Origin of the sequence: Flavobacterium magnesitis, assembly GCF_041729735.1 — a bacterium.
Lineage (GTDB): Bacteria > Bacteroidota > Bacteroidia > Flavobacteriales > Flavobacteriaceae > Flavobacterium > Flavobacterium magnesitis.
In genome coordinates, this window is the sequence record NZ_JBCFQK010000003.1 from 29053 (window position 1) to 49481 (window position 20429).

Annotated in this window: 20 protein-coding genes; 13 read left to right on the top strand and 7 right to left on the bottom strand. The window is 34.1% G+C overall.

The window, feature by feature from the left end:
• The first annotated feature begins 269 nt into the window (after positions 1-269).
• From AAGV33_RS03055 to AAGV33_RS03095, 9 genes are all read left to right on the top strand, one after another.
• The gene (locus AAGV33_RS03055) at positions 270-2201 is read left to right on the top strand and encodes a glycoside hydrolase family 127 protein (protein WP_373390479.1); all 1932 of its coding nucleotides are present in this window, start codon (positions 270-272) and stop codon (positions 2199-2201) included.
• Between the two features lie 20 nt (positions 2202-2221).
• On the top strand, positions 2222-3463 hold the full coding sequence (locus AAGV33_RS03060; RefSeq protein WP_373390480.1) for a glycoside hydrolase family 88 protein: 1242 nt from the start codon (positions 2222-2224) through the stop codon (positions 3461-3463).
• A 32-nt stretch (positions 3464-3495) separates the two neighbouring features.
• A complete protein-coding gene (locus AAGV33_RS03065) occupies positions 3496-4821 on the top strand; it encodes a sugar porter family MFS transporter (RefSeq protein ID WP_373390481.1) in 1326 nt (441 codons plus the stop codon).
• Between the two features lie 28 nt (positions 4822-4849).
• Positions 4850-5638, top strand: coding sequence for a gluconate 5-dehydrogenase (locus AAGV33_RS03070; RefSeq protein ID WP_373390482.1), 789 nt, complete (start codon positions 4850-4852; stop codon positions 5636-5638).
• A gap of 47 nt (positions 5639-5685) precedes the next feature.
• A complete protein-coding gene (locus tag AAGV33_RS03075) occupies positions 5686-6201 on the top strand; it encodes a cupin domain-containing protein (protein ID WP_373390483.1) in 516 nt (171 codons plus the stop codon).
• 577 nt (positions 6202-6778) lie between these two features.
• Positions 6779-7624: an RteC domain-containing protein gene (locus tag AAGV33_RS03080; RefSeq protein ID WP_373390484.1), complete on the top strand. Its 846-nt coding sequence runs from the start codon at positions 6779-6781 to the stop codon at positions 7622-7624.
• A 260-nt stretch (positions 7625-7884) separates the two neighbouring features.
• Positions 7885-8178, top strand: coding sequence for a helix-turn-helix domain-containing protein (locus tag AAGV33_RS03085; RefSeq protein WP_373390485.1), 294 nt, complete (start codon positions 7885-7887; stop codon positions 8176-8178).
• Between the two features lie 99 nt (positions 8179-8277).
• Positions 8278-9702, top strand: a complete 1425-nt coding sequence (locus AAGV33_RS03090; RefSeq protein WP_373390486.1) for a DUF3945 domain-containing protein — start codon at positions 8278-8280, stop codon at positions 9700-9702.
• Between the two features lie 20 nt (positions 9703-9722).
• Positions 9723-11804 (top strand): type IA DNA topoisomerase, encoded by a 2082-nt coding sequence (locus AAGV33_RS03095; protein WP_373390487.1) that lies wholly within the window; start codon positions 9723-9725, stop codon positions 11802-11804.
• A 112-nt stretch (positions 11805-11916) separates the two neighbouring features.
• On the opposite strand, the gene AAGV33_RS03100 is transcribed toward AAGV33_RS03095, so the two are convergent.
• A complete protein-coding gene (locus AAGV33_RS03100) occupies positions 11917-12093 on the bottom strand; it encodes a histone H1 (RefSeq protein WP_373390488.1) in 177 nt (58 codons plus the stop codon).
• A 204-nt stretch (positions 12094-12297) separates the two neighbouring features.
• On the opposite strand from AAGV33_RS03100, the gene AAGV33_RS03105 reads away from it, so the two are divergent.
• Positions 12298-12429: a hypothetical protein gene (locus AAGV33_RS03105; protein ID WP_373390489.1), complete on the top strand. Its 132-nt coding sequence runs from the start codon at positions 12298-12300 to the stop codon at positions 12427-12429.
• Positions 12430-12571: 142 nt separating this feature from the next.
• Here AAGV33_RS03105 and mobC read toward each other — a convergent pair whose 3' ends face one another.
• From mobC to mobA, 3 genes are all read right to left on the bottom strand, one after another.
• Positions 12572-14572: a conjugal transfer protein MobC gene (mobC, locus tag AAGV33_RS03110; RefSeq protein WP_373390490.1), complete on the bottom strand. Its 2001-nt coding sequence runs from the start codon at positions 14570-14572 to the stop codon at positions 12572-12574.
• Between the two features lie 133 nt (positions 14573-14705).
• Positions 14706-16022, bottom strand: a complete 1317-nt coding sequence (gene mobB / locus AAGV33_RS03115; protein WP_373390491.1) for a conjugal transfer protein MobB — start codon at positions 16020-16022, stop codon at positions 14706-14708.
• Positions 16019-16462 carry a conjugal transfer protein MobA gene (gene mobA / locus AAGV33_RS03120; RefSeq protein WP_373390649.1) on the bottom strand — a complete coding sequence of 148 codons (444 nt, stop codon included), beginning with the start codon at positions 16460-16462 and terminating at the stop codon, positions 16019-16021. Before mobA ends, mobB begins: the two co-directional genes overlap by 4 nt.
• A gap of 665 nt (positions 16463-17127) precedes the next feature.
• Between mobA and AAGV33_RS03125 the strand changes: the two genes are divergently transcribed.
• Genes AAGV33_RS03125 through AAGV33_RS03135 form a run of 3 tightly spaced genes read left to right on the top strand, consistent with a single transcriptional unit; the run spans position 17128 to position 18966 of the window.
• The gene (locus AAGV33_RS03125) at positions 17128-17895 is read left to right on the top strand and encodes a ParA family protein (protein ID WP_373390492.1); all 768 of its coding nucleotides are present in this window, start codon (positions 17128-17130) and stop codon (positions 17893-17895) included.
• 3 nt (positions 17896-17898) lie between these two features.
• A complete protein-coding gene (locus AAGV33_RS03130) occupies positions 17899-18336 on the top strand; it encodes a DUF3408 domain-containing protein (RefSeq protein WP_373390493.1) in 438 nt (145 codons plus the stop codon).
• Between the two features lie 3 nt (positions 18337-18339).
• Positions 18340-18966 (top strand): conjugal transfer protein TraD, encoded by a 627-nt coding sequence (locus AAGV33_RS03135; protein ID WP_373390494.1) that lies wholly within the window; start codon positions 18340-18342, stop codon positions 18964-18966.
• Positions 18967-18979: 13 nt separating this feature from the next.
• Here the strand turns inward: AAGV33_RS03135 and AAGV33_RS03140 are convergent, their stop codons facing one another.
• The 3 genes from AAGV33_RS03140 to AAGV33_RS03150 form a co-directional block, all read right to left on the bottom strand.
• Positions 18980-19780, bottom strand: coding sequence for a TIGR02391 family protein (locus AAGV33_RS03140; protein ID WP_373390495.1), 801 nt, complete (start codon positions 19778-19780; stop codon positions 18980-18982).
• Entirely contained in the window at positions 19773-19910 is a 138-nt protein-coding gene (locus tag AAGV33_RS03145; RefSeq protein WP_373390496.1) for a hypothetical protein, read from the bottom strand. The genes AAGV33_RS03140 and AAGV33_RS03145 overlap by 8 nt, the downstream gene beginning before the upstream one ends.
• An 84-nt stretch (positions 19911-19994) precedes the next feature.
• Positions 19995-20408, bottom strand: coding sequence for a hypothetical protein (locus AAGV33_RS03150; RefSeq protein WP_373390497.1), 414 nt, complete (start codon positions 20406-20408; stop codon positions 19995-19997).
• Positions 20409-20429 lie beyond the last annotated feature (21 nt).

Below are 20429 nucleotides of genomic sequence, written 5' to 3' on the forward strand. Positions count from 1 at the left end.
GAAGATAGTTGTTTTTGCATGCATTTGTAAATCAGGGAATAATGAATCTTTTAAGAGCCGTGTTTTTTCCGTTTTTGTCTAATAAGAACTATAATTTATAGCGTTTGAATCATGATTTATCGATTAAGTTTTTAATTCTGACTAACATTGAATGTTTTTATCATGGTAATAAACCGGATGTAAATGAATGAGAAAATTTCGAATCAGAAATTGATAAATTTTACTATTTAGAGCTTAAAACTAGAACTATAAAATAATTTGAAAAGTATATGAAATACGGCAAGATAAAGTGTTTAGCAATGGTTGTTGGATTGTCAATAAGTATGCATGGACAATCACACTATCCTGGACAACACGAAGGGAAACTGAAATTAGATGATACCAAAAATGTAAAGGTTTTGGGATTTAATCTTCAGGATGTAAAGTTACTGGATAGTCCTTTTAAGGATAATATGATGCGCGAAAGTAAATGGATTTTGAGTATCGATGCCAAACGGCTGTTGCATAGTTTCAAAAACAATGCAGGTGTTTTTAGCAGTAATGAAGGAGGGTATTTCACGGTTAACAAACTTGGGGGCTGGGAATCCTTAGATTGTGACTTAAGAGGACATAGTACAGGGCATATTCTTTCAGGTTTGGCGTTATTATATGCTACAACTGGGGAGAATGTGTACAAAGTTAAGGCCGATAGTTTGGTTACAGGATTAGTTGAAGTACAAAAAACTTTGAATCAAAAAGGTTATTTAAGTGCATTTCCACAAAATTTAATAGATCGAGCCATTGCAGGCAAAAGTGTTTGGGCACCTTGGTACACGCAGCATAAGCTTTTTTCGGGCTTAATGGATCAATACCTTTATTGTGATAGTAAACCAGCATTGGAAATCGTTAAAGGAATGGCTGATTGGGCTTATGAAAAGTTGAAACCTCTAACTGATGAAGAGCGGAAAAGAATGCTTAAAAATGAGTTTGGAGGAATGAATGACTCTTTTTATGCTTTATATCAAATTACCGGAGATAATAAATATAAATTCCTCGCCGAATTCTTTTATCATGAAGATGCATTAGATCCGCTATTGGATAAAGTGGATAATCTCAATAAAAAACACGCTAATACTTACATTCCGAAGTTAATTGGAATTTCTCGTAATTATGAATTAGAAGGAGGAAGTAAAAATCGTGAAATTCCTGAGTTCTTCTGGAATACGGTTGTCAATCATCATACATTTATCACAGGCAGTAATAGTGATAAGGAGAAGTTTTTTGAACCCGATCACCTTTCAGAACATCTAAGCGGTTATACAGGAGAGTCTTGTAATGTGTATAATATGTTGAAACTTACTCGCCATCTCTATGGATATAATCCGCAGATAAAGTATGTAGACTATTATGAAAAGGCACTCTACAATCATATTTTAGGACAACAGGATCCTAAAACGGGGATGGTTGCATACTTCCTGCCTATGAAACCGGGAGCTCATAAAGTTTACAGTACGCCGGAAAATTCGTTTTGGTGTTGTGTAGGAAGTGGTTTTGAAAATCAAGCTAAATACGGAGAATTTATTTATTATCATGATAATAAAGGACTTTACGTAAATCTTTTTATTCCATCTGAATTGAATTGGAAAGAAAAAGGGATTCGTTTAAAACAAGAAACGAGTTTTCCAAATGGGGGTAGTACCAAACTTAGCCTTAACACTACTAGTTCTGTTAGTATGCCAATTAGCATTAGATATCCATCTTGGGCAGCGAATGCAGAAGTGAAAGTAAACGGAAAAAAACAAACAATTAAAGCTAAACCAGGAAGCTATATTGTATTAGACCGTAAATGGGATAATGGAGATACAATTGAAGTTGCATTTACTATGGCAATCAAAGTTAATCCAACATCTGATAATCCCCAAGTTGCGGCTGTAACCTATGGCCCTATAGTGTTGGCTGGTGCAATGGGAACAGAAGATATGATTGAACCAGCACCTTATAGTAATCCAAAGCTATATAACGATTATTATACCTACGATTATCATATTCCTGCAAGTGTTTCTAATCAGTTGAATTTGGATGCGAAAAAATTAGAGAAAAGCATCATTAAGGAAAATGGCAATACTCTAAAATTTAAAATAAAAGGGACTCAGAATATTTTGAAACCAATTTATAATATACATCGTGAAAGGTATATCGTTTATTGGAATTTAAACAAATAAGGATTTATATATAATTTACTATGAATATTAAACAACAATTTTTAGGTTCCATTTTTGCAACTTTAATGTTGGTGGGCTGCGGAAGTGCTATTACTAATACTAAATTGGATGATCAATTCGATGTGGATGCACAATTGGCTTATTGTGCAAAACAATCGTCCAATGCTTTAAAGTTAATACCCAATGATGGTTCGATTCCAAGGAGTATTCCATCTGATAGTAAACAATGGAGATTTGTCGATTATAAGGATTGGACCAGTGGTTTTTGGCCTGGTGAACTTTGGTATATATATGAAGCTACGGCAGACCATAAATGGGAAACTGCTGCAGATAAATTTACCAACTATTTAGCACCGCTTGCAGTTACTCCGGCTTTGGATCATGATTTAGGTTTTCAGGTTTTTAATAGTTATGGGAACGGTTATCGTTTGACAAAAAATCCGGAATACAAAAAAGTAATTTTAAAAACAGCCGATACTTTGGCGACACTTTTTAATCCAAAAGTGGGAACTATTTTATCCTGGCCCAGAGAAGTTCCTAACATGGAATGGCCACAGCACAATACCATAATGGACAACATGATTAATTTGGAATTATTGTTTTGGGCATCTAAAAATGGAGGAAATAAATCATTGTATGATATGGCTGTTAGTCATGCAACTGTAACAATGAATAATCATTTTAGACCTGATTATACTTCATACCATGTAGTGGTTTATGATAAGGAAACAGGTAAAAAAATAAAAGGGGTAACACATCAGGGGTATAGTGATAGTAGTATGTGGGCTCGTGGTCAGTCCTGGGCTATCTATGGTTATACAATGGTTTACAGAGAAACAAAAGATCCTAAATTTTTAGATTTTGCACATAAGGTAAGCCGTGTTTATCTAGACCGATTGCCAAAAGATTTAATTCCGTATTGGGATTTTGATGATCCAACGATTCCAAATGCCCCAAGAGATGCTTCGGCAGCGGCAGTTGTGGCTTCGGCTTTGTTGGAATTGTCAACTTATACTCAGGATACAGTGTTGGCTAAAGAATATTTAGAAAAGGCGGAAGGAATGCTGAAAGAGCTTTCGGATAATTACCAAAGCAAAAATACGAATACTGCACTTTTATTGCATTCCACAGGACACAAACCAGCTGATTCAGAAATTGATGCTTCCATCATTTATGCCGATTATTATTATGTTGAAGCTTTGTTGAGATATAAAAAAATAAAAGCAGGTGAGAAACCACTATTGACTTATAAATTCAATTAGAAAGAATAAAAATTAACCAAACAAAAATTAAAATGAAAAGCAAAAAAATTATATACTGGTCTATTGTTGTAGCATTGGCTGGATTTCTATTTGGTTTTGATACCGTAGTGATTTCTGGAGCCGACAAACAATTACAACAATTATGGGGCTCTTCTGATTTGTACCACGGATTGGTGGTGATGTCTTCGGCACTTTGGGGAACGGTAATTGGGGCTATTTTCGGAGCTATTCCCACTAATATTTTGGGTAGAAAGAAAACATTAGTATTAATAGGTGTTTTGTTTTTCCTTTCGGCTGTAGGAACTGCTTTCGCAAATGATTCAATCGTTTTTTCCATTTTTAGATTTTTAGGAGGACTTGGAATTGGAGCTTCAACTATTGCAGCACCAACTTATGTTTCTGAGATTGCTCCTGCAAAAGATCGAGGAAAATTAGTTGCATTGTACCAGTTTAATATTGTATTTGGTATTCTAATTGCTTTTTTATCGAATTATTTATTACAGGATATTGGCGAAAATTCATGGCGATGGATGCTAGGAGTTCAAGCGGCTCCGGCTTTAATCTATACTTTATTGGTTTTCGGAATCCCGGAAAGTCCGCGTTGGATTTTTGAGTATAAAAAAGACCGTGAAAAAGCGATTGCTATTTTGAAACAAGTCAATTCAGATGAAGAGGTTGCCAGCGAAATTGCGGCAATGGAAAATGAAAAACAGCATGAAGTGCTTGATGAATCGATTTTCATGAAAAAATACAGAAAGCCATTGCTATTAGCCTTCTTTATTGCCTTGTTCAATCAGTTTTCAGGGATTAATGCTTTCTTATATTATGCACCACGTATTTTTGAATTGGCTGGTCTTGAAAAATCAGCTTCTTTCTTTAGCAGTATCGGAATTGGTATAGTAAACCTAATTTTTACGCTCATTGGAATTTCATTAATTGACAAATACGGAAGAAAGACCTTGATGTACTTAGGTTCTGTTGGTTATGTAATTTCTTTAGGCTTAGTGACTATGGCTTTTTATTTTGAATGGAAAGGTATGGCTGTACCGTTGTTTTTCTTTTTATTCATAGCATCTCATGCAGTAGGTCAGGGTTCAGTAATCTGGGTATTTATTTCCGAATTATTTCCTAATAAACTCAGAGCAGCGGGAACTTCTTTTGGAACATCTGTCCACTGGGTTTTGGCAGCCTTGATTCCGTCTTTTATTCCTTTTTTATTTAAAGAAATTGGTTCGACTACCGTATTTGCCATTTTTTGTTTGATGATGGTCTGGCAGTTGCTATGGGTTTTCTTTAAAATGCCTGAAACAAAAGGAAAAACCTTGGAAGAATTATCAGAAAGTCTGGCAGCTAAATAACTATTTAAACTAAATTTCTAAAACTATAATGATGAATTTATTTAACCTCGAAGGTAAAACTGCTTTAATTACAGGAGGAGTACATGGATTAGGCATGGCGATGGCCAAAGGATTAGGACAAGCTGGTGCTAAAATTGTTGTAAATGAGCTCAACTCTCAGGAGGCCGTTGATCATGCTGTTGCAGCATACAGATCTGAAGGAATTGAAGCTTATGGGTATCTGTTTGACGTAACCGATGAAGAGGCGGTTATTGCTGCAATCAAAAAAATTGAAGCCGAAGTTGGACCAATTGATATTTTAATCAATAATGCGGGTATTATTAAAAGAACTCCAATGCTTGAAATGGAAGTCAAAGATTTTGCAGCTGTTGTCAATGTAGATTTGATTAGTCCTTTTATTGTTTCTAGAACAGTTGTTAAAGGGATGATTGCTCGTGGTGGTGGAAAAATCATTAACATCTGTTCGATGATGAGTGAATTGGGTCGTGATTCAGTTAGTGCTTATGCAGCAGCAAAAGGAGGTTTGAAAATGCTGACCAAAAACATGGCTACAGAGTGGGCTAAATTCAATATTCAAACTAATGGTATTGGTCCGGGGTATTTTGCAACTAGCCAAACAGCTCCAATTAGGGTGGATGGACACCCATTTAACGAGTTCATCATCAGTAGGACTCCTGCAAACCGTTGGGGTGAACCTGAAGATTTACAAGGAGCAGCTATATTCTTATCTTCAAAAGCAAGTGATTTTGTAAACGGCCATATCCTTTATGTAGATGGTGGAATTTTAGCCACTATTGGTAAGCCCTCTAATGAGTAATTTATTGGTTTAATCAATAGCTTTTTCAAAATTTTAAAATAATTAAAATGGATTTAAATATATCTAATGTAATAGATAAAAAAGTAATTTTTGAACAGATTGAAGCAGAATTAAAGAAAGAGAATTTTACTATTGTTCAACAAGATGAAACAAGACCCTGGGGTGGTTTTTTCGTAATTGATGAAAGTCAGGCAGCTACTTTTGCAGCTAAATTTTTTCCGCATCTGGAAATGGATAAAATTAAGATAACAAACAAACTAAGCCCTAAAATATTAATTGTTGCTCCGGGAAAACGTTTGTCGTGGCAATATCATTTCCGTAGAGCTGAAATTTGGAAAATTGTAGCCGGGATAGTGGGCGTAAAAACAAGCCCAACAGATGAAGAAGGAGAAATTCAACAGCTTATACCAGGAGATTTTATCCAAATGGATAAAGGAGAACGTCATCGTCTAATTGGTTTGGATTCATGGGGTGTTGTTGCCGAAATCTGGCAGCATACCGATCCTGAAAATCCTTCCGATGAAGAAGATATCGTTCGCTTGCAGGATGATTTTGGGAGATAATAAAGTTCAGAAAGGGTTTTCTTTTTTTGATAAAAACAAAATCCAATTCTTAAACTATTGATGTTTAAGGGTTGGTTTTTTGTTGGTACAAACTACCGGTATAAAAATGAAAAACCCTAGTATTACTGGTTTTTTAGCTTTTAAAGTGACCCCGTCCGAACAAATGTCTCACCAATTCTTAGAGTATTTAGAACGATTAGCGAATATGAAAAATGAATATTAAAATACAATTAAGGATTTATTTAGATTTAATAAGTAAAGTTGTGTTTGTGAGTAATTGTTCTTGGATTATTTTATTTTAAGATTTTTTTTACTTTAGTATGGCAATATTTTTTGCAAAATTGTGTTTTGTAGTATGTAAAGTCTTACGATACTAAGGTGTTTTTTTAGAAGTAAAATAGCCGAAGTTTTCAAGACTATAAATTTATCTTAAAACAATTATAAACACATGCAATCTTTTAATGACATAGCTGTTTAGTATCCCCCATTTGTATCTGTTTTGAATTAATAGACACATTGATAAAATTAATTTTGTTTGTATAGGCTATATTTTTATGAGGTTAAAAATAAACGTACAATGAAAAACACTTTAAATGATATACTGGTTCAAATAAAGAAGTATGAGAAAAAAGTTTCTGACGAAGCAACTAATTTAATAGATGAATCTTATAAAATAAGTACCTATCTAAGGGAGTTGCTATTTGAGATAAAAAATCAAATTTTAAAAGTTGGTTTTAAAGATGATTCTGAGGAGATAAACTTTTTCAAAAATATAAAACCTCAAATACTTGGCAAATTAATTTATTACAATAAAGTATTTCGAACAGAGACTTCTTGTCCTGTAAACGACGGAAAAATGTACCATAATTTCTTCTCGAATGAACTGGAAGAATTAAAGTTAGAATATAAAGAGCACATTTGCAATTCTGATTTTCACAGGTATTATCGTTCTGGAAGGACGGATAGAGATAGTGAGTATTTCATGTTGGGTAAAATAAATTATCACAATGGACTCAATAGCTTTGTATTTGAAATAGATCCCAGTTTTTCTACCTATTATGATTACAAAGTAGCCCGAATTATAGCTAACGAATTGCTTTATACTTATTTGTTAGAGAAAATAAATCCAGATCAAAATTCAAATTCTATTTTGCAAAATCCGGAATCGGTTAAGGAAATCTTTTGGACTGATTCTAAAAACGCACTTATAGAATTAATTTATGCTCTATATGCTTCAGGAGTTATTTCACATGGTAAAATTGGGATTCGAAAAATTAGTCTTGCTTTTCATATTTTATTTAGAACGCCTTTAGGAGACATTCATCATGCTTTTCATCGAATGAAAGAAAGAACTGGTTCCAGAACAGTTTTTCTGGATAAACTTAAAGTAGCTTTAGAAGAATACATGGATAAGGATTTATAGTTATATTTCAAATTGTTAATAAGAACAGCGTTTTTACCACGCTGTTTTTTTATGCCATAAATACCCATTGGTATGCCCATATTTATCAGTTGTTGGCTTTCGATGTTATCAACAGAATAGTTGTTTTACCGCATTTGTAAAATTACGAAAGTTTAAAAATCGTCATTTTCAATTGGTACATCTTGGCGGAAAATTACACTCATACTTTTCAAATTTGTACAGCTATCATATGTAATTGTGTAATGTATTAAAATAAAAGTATGAATATCGACAGAATGGAATTTATAGCGTGGATGGAGCGCATCATGGATCGTTTCGATATCCTGAATGAACATATAAGTGATGTTCAAAAGCAACGGAATAACATTGATGGAGAAGAATTGTTAGACAATCAGGATCTCCTTCAGATGTTGAAAATTAGTAATCGCTCACTTCAGCGTTACCGCTCATCAGGTAAGTTGCCCTATTATACAATTAGTGGAAAGCTTTATTATAAATTATCAGACGTTCATCAATTTATACGTGATAGTTTTAATGCTCCTTTCAAAAAGTGACAGACAAAAAATGTCAAGTAAAGCCATTGAAAGTCATTTGGTATATGCTGTTATTTCATCTCATTATTTTCGGGTTTATAAATTAAAAATGCTATTGTGATGAGCGAGCAATCTATAGATGCACCAAAAGTTGAAGATCAGTTTTCTGATATTTTATTGGTACTTGACACGAAAAAAAAGAGAATAGAGGCAGTTAAAGGAATAGGTGAAAATGGTGAATTACAAACGGTAACTGCCAACAAGAAAAATGAAAACCAGTTTATGCGTGTCGATAAGCATGGTGATTTTTTTTTCAAATTTTTTTCAAATTTTCTGAACCAATTAAAGAATCCAACTCATTTTAATTTTTTTAAAGTAGCTGTCCATGACGGGATTAATGTAGCCAATAAAATGCAAAAAGAAGTTGATAATCCAACTCAAGAAGGAGAAAAACTATTTAGCGAACACGAGATAAAAATTAATAATAAACAAGAAAATAAGAATATTATGGAAACAACACAGCCAGCAACGGAAACGAGTGAATACCGCTTTAAATTAGAACAGATTGATTGGAATGCGATGTCTAATCTCGGATTAAGCAAAGAACGACTTGAAAAAATGAAGCTACTTGATCCTTTATTAAAAGGATATAAGACAAATGAATTGGTTCCTATAAGTCTTGATTTAGGAACTTCCATTACCCGTATGGATGCCAGACTTTCGCTGCAACAGAATGATAAAGGCCAGGTGGTTGTTGCTATTCATGGAATCCGCAAAGAACCACAGTTAAATTTTCCATTTTTTGGACACGAATTTACCAACGAAGATAAGGAAAACTTGCTCCAAACAGGAAATATGGGACGAGTGGTTGATTTGACCAATCCTAAAAATGGAGAAACAATACCTTCTATTATTAGTGTGGATAGATTGACAAAAGAGCTTATTGCTTTGCGTACAGATCGTATTAAAATACCTGATGAAATAAAAGGTGTGAAGTTAGATGAACAGCAAAAGCAGACTTTGGCGGAAGGCAAAGCTTTGTACCTAGAAGGTATGATTTCTAAAAAAGGAGAACCTTTTAATGCGGCTGTTCAATTTAATGCAGATAAATGTTACGTAGAATTTCTTTTTGACAGAACTAATAATACACAATCTGTAAACCAACAACAGGAAATACCACGCATATTTAGAGGAAAAGAACTAGATGATCAACAATATCAAAAGTTCAAAGAGGGGCAAACAGTTCATGTAAGTGGTTTGGTTGATAAAAAAGGCAAAGAATACCAAGGCTATATCACATTGGATAAAGAAACTGCAAAAACTAATTTTTCTTTTGATAACCCAAATAAATTAAAAGAAAAAGCACAGCCTAAAGAGGAAAATAAAACACAGGTTGCTGTTAACTCTGAGGGTAAGACGAATGAGGCTACAAAGAACACCAAAGAACCTTTGAAAACCGAACAGAATCACTCGGATAGTAAAAAGCAACAACAAGAGCAGGAGAAACCTAAAGCAGCTGCTAAGTCTAAAGGGAGGAGAATATAACTGTCCTAAAGACTCAATCGATGAAAGTAGTAATTGCAGAAAAACCAAGTGTAGCAAGAGAAATAGCTATATTGTTGGGAGCTAATGAGAAGAAAGAGGGTTCCCTGATAGGGAATGGATATCAGGTGACCTGGGCATTCGGACATTTAGTTACGCTGGCAATGCCGGAGGATTATGGTATTAGTGGTTTTCAAAAAGAAGGTTTACCTATACTACCTAAGCCTTTCTTATTGACTGCTCGTAAAATCAAGACAAATAATGGCTATGTAACTGATCTAGCCACATTGAATCAATTGAAAATCATTGAGAAGCTTTTAAAGAACTGTGAAAGTATTATTGTTGCTACAGATGCTGGGCGTGAAGGGGAATTGATTTTCCGTTATATTTATGAATATCTAAAATGCGACAAACCCTTCGAAAGATTATGGATAAGCTCATTGACAGAAAAAGCGATTCTCAAGGGATTTGATAAGCTGAAACCAGGAAAGGAATTTGATGGTTTATATTTTGCGGCTCAAGGGAGAAGCCGTGCAGACTGGCTAGTAGGTATTAATTCCTCACAAGCTTTGACAGTTGCTTCCGGAAATGGAATTTATTCTTTGGGAAGAGTGCAAACCCCAACATTGGCACTTATTTGCAAAAGGTTCATAGAAAATAAAGCATTCACAATTAAGAAATATTGGCAAATTGAGTTAGAGCATAGAAAGGATTTTATTGATTTCAAAAGTCTTTCTCTAACTAAATGGGATGATAGTAAACAGGCTGGTCATGCACTGAAATTCATTCAACGACATGGAATGGCTACGGTCACAGCTCTTGAAAAGAAGACAGTTAATGAACAACCACCCTTATTATTTGATCTTACAGGATTACAGAAAGAAGCCAATATAAAATTGAATCTTTCAGCAGAAGAAACTCTTACTATTGCTCAAAGTCTTTATGAGAAGAAATTTATCAGTTATCCACGTACCGGGAGTAAGTATATTCCCGAAGATATTTGGGGAGAAATTCCCAACTTAATAGGGATATTAGAAGAAATGGATAAGTTTCGAGAAATAGTGCCTAAAATGAAAAGGGGACGTTTGAATAAACGTATCGTTAACGACCTAAAAGTAACCGATCATCATGGTTTATTGATTACAGATAAGATGCCTTCAGCTTTAGTTGCAAAAGAGAAAGCTATTTATGAAATGATTGTCTATCGTTTACTAGAAGCTGTTTCACCTGTCTGTATTAAAGAAATAACAGATGTTGTATTGCAAGCGGCACATAGTGATTTTTTATTAAAAGGATGTAAAATTATTGATGCAGGCTGGAGATTCATTAAGGGAAGTTTTATTGATGAAGATAACAATCCCGTTCAGGATTTACCGGAACTAAAAATAGGTGATGAGCTAAAAATAAAAGGAGCGAAAGCTTTACAGAAACAAACCAAACCACCTGTTCTTTATACCGAGGCCAGTTTATTGGGAGCAATGGAAAATGCAGCTAAGCAGATTGAAAGTGAACAAGAACGAAAGGCTTTACAAGGAATAGGAATTGGAACTCCGGCAACAAGAGCGGCTATTATTGAAACACTTTTTAAAAGAGAGTATATTAAACGAGATAAGAAGCTTTTACTACCTACAGAAAAAGGATTGAAGGTTTACGAATGGGTAAAAGATAAAAAGATCGCTGATGTTGCTATGACAGCAGAGTGGGAATTAGCTTTACAAAAAATCGAAAATAAGGAAGTAGATGTTGCCGTATTTCAAAAAGGAATGGAAGATTATACTAGAACTATCACAAAAGAAATACTCGCTTTATCTGTTGAAAAAGAGAAACAGCTGGAACTAATTTGTCCCAGATGTAAAATTCAGAGATTAGTGATTCGGGATAAATTAATGAAGTGTCCGGATGAAAGCTGTAATTGGGTTCAATTCCGAAATATATGCGGCATACAGTTGAATCTGGTCGATTTAGAGACTTTGATAATTAAAGGTAGAACCGGTCTTCTAAAAGGTATGACTAGTAAATCGGGGAAAAAATTTGACGCTTATATCGAAATGGATGAAAAAGGGGAGACCTCTTTTACTTTTCCTGAAAAGAAAAAAAACAAATAGAGAATTTTTTTGATTCAAAAAAAGATATTAATTCATTGATTGCTTTCGGTTTTGATCCGAATTATAAAACTAAAAAAATGGCTGTTTCAAGGTAGAGACAGTCATTTTGATTTTATTTTTTAGACTCGTTTAAAGAAGTTTTTCTGAATTCTTTTAAAAGCTTTTCTATTTCCAGAGAAGCTTTACGAGCTCTGGTCCCTGCCGCTTTATTTCCTTTTTCTGTTTGTAATTCTGCATCCGATTTGAATGTTCCAAATTCTGTAGCGATTTTTTCGATTAGTTCTTTCATAAGAGATTTTTATTTAGTGAAAAAAGTAAAAATAATAATTACAAATGTAATTTAGTCAAGACAAAAGAAAATTTTATTGAACATTGATTCATAATAGACTTTATCAAAGCAGAAAGTATGGAATAAAGAGAAGAGATTAATGTGTTTTTTCTTATTTTAAAATTAACTATCTTTGAAAGATACAACCAATAAAATTTTTAAATTATGGCACTTAAACCAGGACCAAAAAGAATAGCAGATTCAACAGGAAAACCTGATCAGCGTCAGCGGGATAACAAAAGTACTCCAGGGAACACGCCCTCGTTGAAACCGTCTAAAAGTACAGGGAAAAAGTAAATCACACTCGTTTTAGTTTGTCCTTAGATTTGGCACTTGCTTACAGCGTGCTTAATAAGTAAAAGATAAATTGTAGCTTTTTAATGTGGTTAAAATAACAAAAGTCACTTCAATAACTGAGTGACTTTTGGTTTTAAAGAATTTAATCTTCCTGCACCAAATACTGTAAATCAGGATCATTTTTGATGCGTTCCAATTCACTTTCGATAATCAAAACGATATCTCGCTTTACTTGCCTATAATTGGCTTCAATTTCGGTTTTCATTTTATCCTCACCATTTTCATTAACGAAAGATAAAATCTCTGGAATCTTTTTATAAGCCATGGTTTCTGAAGCTACATTTTCATTATCCACTACAATTTCGGAATGGAAAATTTTCTGTTCAATACGTTCATCAAAATTGTCTGAAACAGCTCCCACAAACATACCTTGCGTAAGTGTTGAAATTTTTGAAGCAGGTATTAGACTGTCTAGTTGTGTAGATATAGAGGTTGATTTATCATTTCGATTAATGGTCATACTTTGCCTTTTCTGCAACACTTTTCCAAAGCGTTCTGATAAGCTCTTGGCGGTTTCTCCTACTACTTGTCCGCTAAAAATATTACCCACCGTATTTTGGATAACCTTACTTTCTTTGTCACCGTAATCGCGTGTTAATTGAGAATAATCCTGAAACCCCAAACAAACCGCTACCTTATTACTTCGGGCAGTCGCTATCAGATTATCCAATCCTCTAAAATAGATGGTTGGCAACTCATCAATAATAACCGAACTTTTTAATTGTCCTTTTTTATTGATTAGTTTTATAATTCTCGAATTGTACAAACCAAGTGCAGCCGAATAGATATTCTGTCTATCCGGATTATTTCCAACGCAAAGTATTTTAGGTTCGTTCGGGTTATTGATGTCCAATGAAAAATCATCTCCGGTCATTACCCAATACAGTTGAGGTGAAATCATCCTGGACAAAGGAATTTTAGCGGATGCGATTTGTCCTTGTAACTGATCCTGTGCGCCACCTTGCCAGGCATCCATAAAAGGGGATAGGTAGTTTTCGAGATCAGGATAGGAAGTAAGGATCGTAAATACATCTACATATTTTTTATTGAGTAACTCAATAGCATGAGGGAATGTACAGTATTTTCCATTATCATATATTTTCAGAAACCAAATGATGGCAGCTAACAGAATTATAGGAGATTCAACAAAAAAGTCTCCCTGTTTTTGTATCCAACTTCGGTTAAGATTCAACATAATAGTATAGGCCGATTCATAAGCATCGGATATATCAGTCATAAAATCTGGATTGATGGGATTACAACGATGGCTTCTACGTGGATCATCAAAATTGATGATGTAGAATTTTGGTTTAACCTTATACTTATCGGTATGCTTTAACAAATGATTGTAGGCAATGGTAGATAGGTCATCGAATTTAAAATCATAGATATACATCGAAAATCCCTTTTCGATATGCTGCTTGATGTAATTATTTATAATAGCATAACTCTTGCCAGAACCAGGTGTACCTAATACTATGGAGGCTCTAAATGGATTTACTACATTAATCCATCCTTCATTCCATTTGCCTTTGTAATAAAACTTGGTCGGTAGATTAACGGAATATTCATTTTCCATCAATTTAGTTTCTTGCATGAAACTTTCGTTTTCGTTATTGAATACATCGTCCATCAGATTGTTTCTTAGCAAACGGCTAATCCATACACCAGCCATCATCAAAGCAATGTAGCCTATCGAGCTTGTTAGAATGTATAATGAAGTCGCTAATTTTGGAGATAACTTAAGCAAGAATGTATTTAGAAAGAAAAGTATAAAGCCGATAATTAGAGCTGTATAGATTTTGGTCCAGGTTATCTTTTCGTTTTTTACTCCTTTTGTTCCCAAACAACTTAACGCCAGTAAAACCAATGCAAAAACTTTGGTATATAAGGCATGAGAGAATAGACTTGCTGTTCGTTGGAAATTACCTAGAATTTTATTGATGACTTGTAATGTCCAACCTCGTTCTAGAAAAAAGCTATAACCAAACCAGTAAAAGTGCATTAAAACCAGAAGTATGCTTACTGCACGCATGAAAGCCATTATTTTGGCTAACCCTCTTAAATCGTCTTCTCCTTGCATGTTTAAAATAATTAAAAATGTTGCAAGTGAATTTAGGAGTTAAGCAAAATCCTAAAAGCGAACGATCTTCAAATGGCTTTTATTGGCGTTATTTGTCTATGATTAACTGAAAACGGAATTGTATAAGCAAACTCTATTTCTTATTTCCATTTCTTCGGTGTTTTTTATTTTTCTTCATTTGCTTAGCAAACGCCTGTTCTTCATAATCCTCTCCTTGTGTTTCTGGGAATAAACCACCAAGACTTCCGATAAAACCAAAATCAATATTAGTCGGGGTTGATTGATTTTTATTTAGAAAATCAAAAAGTGCATGTGGTTTTTCTGTTTCTGATTTTGTATGGTTTGTGCTTTCGGAAGATGTATTCTTTATGTTGTGATGTATTCCATCTTGGCGTTTTTGAGTGTTTTTTTTATTCCAACAATCATTAAAAATGTTAGCAGAAAGATTTTTACCCAATTGTGATCCGTTCCAAACACTGCGGGATTCATGGTCAATAAATGTGATTCCGTAAATACGTCCCTGATCATTCTTACGAAAAACTGTATTAATGCCTTGCTCTAACAATTGTTTTTTAAATTCGGTTTCGTTAGGAGTCGTATGAATTGCAATTTCGATTGTTTTTTTTAGGATTTCTTTTGCTGGTTCTACTTTCATTTTTTCTTTCGATTGCTCGAAATGTTTTTGTAAAGCATCCAGTCCTGCCTGTTTACCAAAACGTGAAGCTTTAAACGGATTGCTTGCTTTTTCTCCTTGTTCATTCAGAGCAAAATAGACCAATCCTTGTTTGGGTTGTCCGTGTAATTCGCCTTTTACTTCTTCTGCGGTAATATTAAAAAGTGAAAGGAGTGCATTATAAGCACCTAAACTTTGATAGTGATAATACTTTGGTAAATGCCGAACTACTGAAGCTATCTGGCTCTTTACATTCGCTGTCTTGTAGTCAATTGGTTTGAATATTTCTTCTTTTGGATTCCGGTTTTTTTCAGTTGCCAGTATTAGTTTGTATTCTTGTTCCAATGCACGGCAGGCATTCATGGAACGTAATTTTTCATAGTTGTCAGCTAATTTTTTACCGTTACAATCTACACAGGTTGATACAATATGAATGTGAGTTCGTTCAATATCGGTATGTTTAAAAACTACATAAGGCTGGTCTCCATAACCCATGTGTTCCATATAATCTTTTGCTATCTGTTTGAAATCTTCATCGCTCACTTTGTCTCTCGGATCAGGGTTGAGAGATATATGTAGCACTGGTTTTTCTGTTCGTTTATTTGCAATCAGATAAGGTTCAAATGAGTGATACAATTGAGTAATAGTATAATTACCATTGACTGTTTCTCTTATTCTATGGGTTGTTAATACTTCTCCGTTTTCTTTATCAACTTTGAGTTGGTTGTAAGAAAGTGCTCCAATAATATTTGCTCCACGACCAATTTTTGCTATCATTTATCTTCATTTTTAATCAAATGTTTGGCTTCAAATTCCTCGGTTAATTTTATAATTTCCTGACATAATTTTGCCAATTCTGTTGTTAGTTTTTCCAATTTGAAGAGATAAGCTGCTGCTTTCTTTTCGGAAAAATTGCGGTATAATATCTTAACTATCTGATTGTAATTAACTCCAACGGCACGAAACTGACCATACAAAGTGGTTAGTCGCATGTAATAATCCATTGCAGCCATATCTACTTTTACGGTTTTTATTTGTTTTTCAAACAGAATAGAGGTAATAAAATGGGCTTTATTTTCTGATCCTGAAGTATCGAACATCGAGAGAAATTTGACATTTTCTTCGTCAGTAAGGCGAAACACATAACGGTGAATGCTGGGATTCTTTTTGGGATTCCTGCCGCCTTTATGCTGTTTGTTGTTCTGTTGTCCATTCATCATTAATCCATTTTAAATTCTACAAAACACCGACTTCGGAGGATGTTTTCAGCCCCTGCAAGGGCAAGTTGTTTTGAGGCACGGAATTCATTTCGAGTGCCTCAAAACACAACTTGCTCTGTTCTGGCGAACAGATAATCCGCCCTTCGGGACGGATTTAATAAAGCAGGGAAAAACGGCTTCATGCCGTTCCAGTTTTTATCCCAATATTGATTTAATCTTTCCACTGAAATATCTGATTACTGTTTTATACAAAGTAAATGATTGAATATAGAATCATTATAGTGTGAAGAATAGCCAAGAATTACCAGTTAGTGCCAATTACTACCACGAGAATAAAAGCAAATACATAGCTGTATTTCTTTGTACTTATAAATAGACATAAGGATATAAGTAGGTACGGAGGTAACAACGTACTTACACAAATAGAAATGTAGAAAAGTACAGTTATACGAATATAGATAGTTGTATAAGTAAGTTGATAAACGGCTACTTATCTAAGTACAGTAATGAAGACATATTTGGATAGGTAAACAGTTTGGTATGTACTTCCCTGAATATATAAAGTTGTACAGAATGACAAACCTATATGCAGAAGTGTGTAGATAACTGCGGATATACATAAATAAGTAACTGGATATATAAATAATTTAAACCTTTTAAATATGAATGCAAAACACAAAGCAATATTTATCGCCTTTTCTTCTCAAAAGGGCGGTGTCGGAAAAAGTACCTTCACAACACTTATTGCCAGTACGATGCACTATCGATTGGGCTACAATGTTGCTGTGTTTGATGCCGATTTTCCACAACACAGTTTGATGAAAATGAAATCCCGTGATCTGGCTATGGTAATGGAAAATGAGCATTTGAAAAAGTTGGCGTACAAACAATTTACCACCATTAACAAAAAAGCCTATCCCATTATGCAACACAAGGCAGAAAGCGTATTGGAAGCGGCTCACGAATTTTTGAATAGCTCTTCAGTACCTATTGATCTTATATTCTTCGATCTTCCTGGAACGGTGAATACTCCTGGTATATTGAAAGCTTTAGCAGGAATGCACCACATTTTTACGCCTATTACAGCAGATCGTTTGGTAATGGAAAGCACGCTTGTATTTACCCAGCTTTTGCAGGATGTGATTATGAAAAAAGGAACAACTTCCATAGAAACCATTAATCTGTTTTGGAATCAGGTGGATGGCAGGGAAAGCACTCCCTTATATAATGTTTATAACCAACTTATCGAACAATTGGGATTGAGCCTGATGCAAAGCCAAATCAAGAATAGCACTCGTTTTCGTAAAGAAAGCGAAGAGAATAGTAAAACTGTATTTCGCTCTACGGTTATGCCGCCTGAAGAACGTTTGATGAAAGCCTGTCAGCTGGATTTATTTGTAAACGAATTTTTAAAAATCATTCAATTATAGTTTATGGAGAAGGATAATAAGAGAAAAGTGGCTTCTGAAATTAACGAAGAGTTGATGATGAACCTGATGGTGGATGGTATTAAAAAGGAAGGCTTACAACTTCCGTCAGACTTAACCGAAAAATCACAAAAAGAAAGTTTTAAGCCTAAACAATCGCCTTCTGCAAAATCAGAAATTAAAGAAAAGACCAAAATCAAAAAGACAAGCGAACCATATTATGAAAGCATTTTTTTTAAAAGACCGGATACCAATGCTCGTGATGGAAAAACGGTGTATATCAGACCTGATTTTCACGAAAAACTATCCCGAATTGTTCAGGTGATTGGCGAAGACAAGATAACTATTTATGCTTATTTAGATAATTTGTTGAGTTACCATTTTCAGGAATTTGGAGAGCAGATAACCAAGAGTTTTAATGATAAGTACAAACCTATTTTATGAGTTATGGAAATAGTAATTCTGATATGTTTACTGATTGTAATTGTTCTGCTTTTGCAGGACAAGATTGTTATCAAAATAGGGGTGGAGCAAAAGCCAACTAAGAAAAAACCAAAGCTACCCGACATTATGGGACAGCCTAAAACACTAAGAAGCCTTTCAGTGTCAAACCATGCCCATGAAAGTCAAAATAAAAAGCAGGAAGATAAAACAGATAATTTTGACATTGAAATTGAAGATCAAGATATTGATAAGCAAATTCCGCAGGAAGAGCTGGACGAAGTTTATGAAATTATACCTGATTTTGAGGACGAGGCAGAAGAATGGAATAGTTATGGAATATACGATGGTGATAACGGTTTTGCCCAAGGCGTTACCTTTGAAGAACTAAGCTCCGTTGGGATGTTGTTGCAAAAAGAAAAATTGGAGCAATCTCAAAAGGAAAAAGCAATTAGCATAGTTCAGAAAATACAAGGAACCGAATTATTCGACCTACTGGAAAATTCTATGGAAAGTGCCTCTCGTAAAATAGCCGAGCTATTAGAGAGTAGCCTTTCTTCTGAAGCAGAAAACAGTTCTTCCACTTTGCGGAAAAATGATTTCGAGGATTTTGATATTGGTGAGTTTGTGTGAGACGTCTATAATATTATATTGCTTTATCAAGTCTTTTATGAATGAATGATATTGTGTTTAGGATATCTAGGGCTTCATCTTCGGTGATTTCAAACCTAATTTTAGGTTCATGCGCTGTAGGGTTTCTAATTAAACCAAACATACCTTTAATAAGATTACATAATCCTAAATGCTCGCTTCTGTCCGTATCTGTTTTTAGATGATTGATTTTAATCAATGGATTACTGGTTGAAAATGAAGTTTCAGCTAATGCATTACCATCTGCGTATAGTCCAGTCATAGTTCTTAAGCGATCTGCAATACTTTTGGTAGCTTCAAAGACTGAATGAAAGTAATTTTCAACCAATAATTCAGATTTACAATATTCAAATACAGCAGAATGAACATTTCTGTTTTCCAACTTATGCTTTAAACGGCTTGCACGCTGTTCAGCTTCTGCGATTGTTGTAGCTTTTTCAACTAACCTGAATTTGCCTTGTTCTGTAAGCTCTGTACCAATAAAATATAAACGTTTATTAACTTCCAACCTACGGTTATGAAAAATGTCTTCTTTTCCAATGTATCTAACGGGTTGTAAAGTGTCCTGAACAAATCTTAGAATATTATTTGAGCATTGATTCTTATTTTGCCAATCAGCAAATGCAGAATATAGTCTTTTCCATTTTGTATTTTGAGCGTCGATATCTGGAATCTTAGAATTCAATAGGATTTGGCCTATCTCTGTACCCGTCAATCCATCTGAGGTGTCTCCTATAGTTCTACAAAGCTCTTCTAATATGTGCGCTTCAAACATTGGTCGTTTAGTATTAGCCATATTTTCTACTTTTCTTGTTCATAATAGATTTTATAGTATTTCCTTCCAGGTTTTTCCACTCCTTTTCGATTAGTTTTTTATTTTCTAACATATAAATATCAAAAAAATATTCTGTATTACTTGATTTCATAACTTAATCTTAACCTTTGTATTAATTTAGTCAAAAGCTACTGTTTTCTTATAATTAAAAAAGATAATTTCCAAAGGGTACAATTTATGGACTTTGCTTTATGAGTGGGTAATTTATTTTTCCATTCTCTTTTTCGTCATATTCACTTTCTAATTCAAAAGGGTAATATTTTTTCTTTTTCCAAACACCATTTTTGAATTTGAAGCAGTATGTTCTGCACTCTTTTTCCGAATTATTGTTTAACACAATTTCTAATACATCATTATTTTTAAATTCTAATTCCGTATCAAAAGTATCTGTTTCCGTTAGACGTTTTAAAATTGTATTTTGATTGTTTTTGTACTTCGGATCAAATTCATCATATTTTGCAAAAACCTCACCAACAATCATTATGTATTTATCCTTATTGTATCGATGCCAAACCCAATAATGTTTCAACTTTTGAACATTATTAGTGGCACAACTGCAGAACTTTATTTTATTGGATACTACGCACATTATTTTTCTTTTAATCTTTGT

Coding starts and splice junctions, on each gene's coding strand:
- AAGV33_RS03085 (WP_373390485.1), top strand. CDS start 7,885: ATGAATATCGACAGAATGGAATTTATAGCGTGGATGGAGCGCATCATG.
- AAGV33_RS03135 (WP_373390494.1), top strand. CDS start 18,340: ATGGAAATAGTAATTCTGATATGTTTACTGATTGTAATTGTTCTGCTT.
- AAGV33_RS03060 (WP_373390480.1), top strand. CDS start 2,222: ATGAATATTAAACAACAATTTTTAGGTTCCATTTTTGCAACTTTAATG.
- AAGV33_RS03105 (WP_373390489.1), top strand. CDS start 12,298: ATGGCACTTAAACCAGGACCAAAAAGAATAGCAGATTCAACAGGAAAA.
- AAGV33_RS03130 (WP_373390493.1), top strand. CDS start 17,899: ATGGAGAAGGATAATAAGAGAAAAGTGGCTTCTGAAATTAACGAAGAG.
- AAGV33_RS03140 (WP_373390495.1), bottom strand. CDS start 19,780: ATGGCTAATACTAAACGACCAATGTTTGAAGCGCACATATTAGAAGAG.
- AAGV33_RS03055 (WP_373390479.1), top strand. CDS start 270: ATGAAATACGGCAAGATAAAGTGTTTAGCAATGGTTGTTGGATTGTCA.
- AAGV33_RS03090 (WP_373390486.1), top strand. CDS start 8,278: ATGAGCGAGCAATCTATAGATGCACCAAAAGTTGAAGATCAGTTTTCT.
- AAGV33_RS03070 (WP_373390482.1), top strand. CDS start 4,850: ATGATGAATTTATTTAACCTCGAAGGTAAAACTGCTTTAATTACAGGA.
- AAGV33_RS03145 (WP_373390496.1), bottom strand. CDS start 19,910: ATGAAATCAAGTAATACAGAATATTTTTTTGATATTTATATGTTAGAA.
- AAGV33_RS03125 (WP_373390492.1), top strand. CDS start 17,128: ATGAATGCAAAACACAAAGCAATATTTATCGCCTTTTCTTCTCAAAAG.
- mobB (WP_373390491.1), bottom strand. CDS start 16,022: ATGATAGCAAAAATTGGTCGTGGAGCAAATATTATTGGAGCACTTTCT.
- AAGV33_RS03100 (WP_373390488.1), bottom strand. CDS start 12,093: ATGAAAGAACTAATCGAAAAAATCGCTACAGAATTTGGAACATTCAAA.
- AAGV33_RS03150 (WP_373390497.1), bottom strand. CDS start 20,408: ATGTGCGTAGTATCCAATAAAATAAAGTTCTGCAGTTGTGCCACTAAT.
- mobA (WP_373390649.1), bottom strand. CDS start 16,462: ATGAATGGACAACAGAACAACAAACAGCATAAAGGCGGCAGGAATCCC.
- AAGV33_RS03065 (WP_373390481.1), top strand. CDS start 3,496: ATGAAAAGCAAAAAAATTATATACTGGTCTATTGTTGTAGCATTGGCT.
- AAGV33_RS03095 (WP_373390487.1), top strand. CDS start 9,723: ATGAAAGTAGTAATTGCAGAAAAACCAAGTGTAGCAAGAGAAATAGCT.
- mobC (WP_373390490.1), bottom strand. CDS start 14,572: ATGCAAGGAGAAGACGATTTAAGAGGGTTAGCCAAAATAATGGCTTTC.
- AAGV33_RS03080 (WP_373390484.1), top strand. CDS start 6,779: ATGAAAAACACTTTAAATGATATACTGGTTCAAATAAAGAAGTATGAG.
- AAGV33_RS03075 (WP_373390483.1), top strand. CDS start 5,686: ATGGATTTAAATATATCTAATGTAATAGATAAAAAAGTAATTTTTGAA.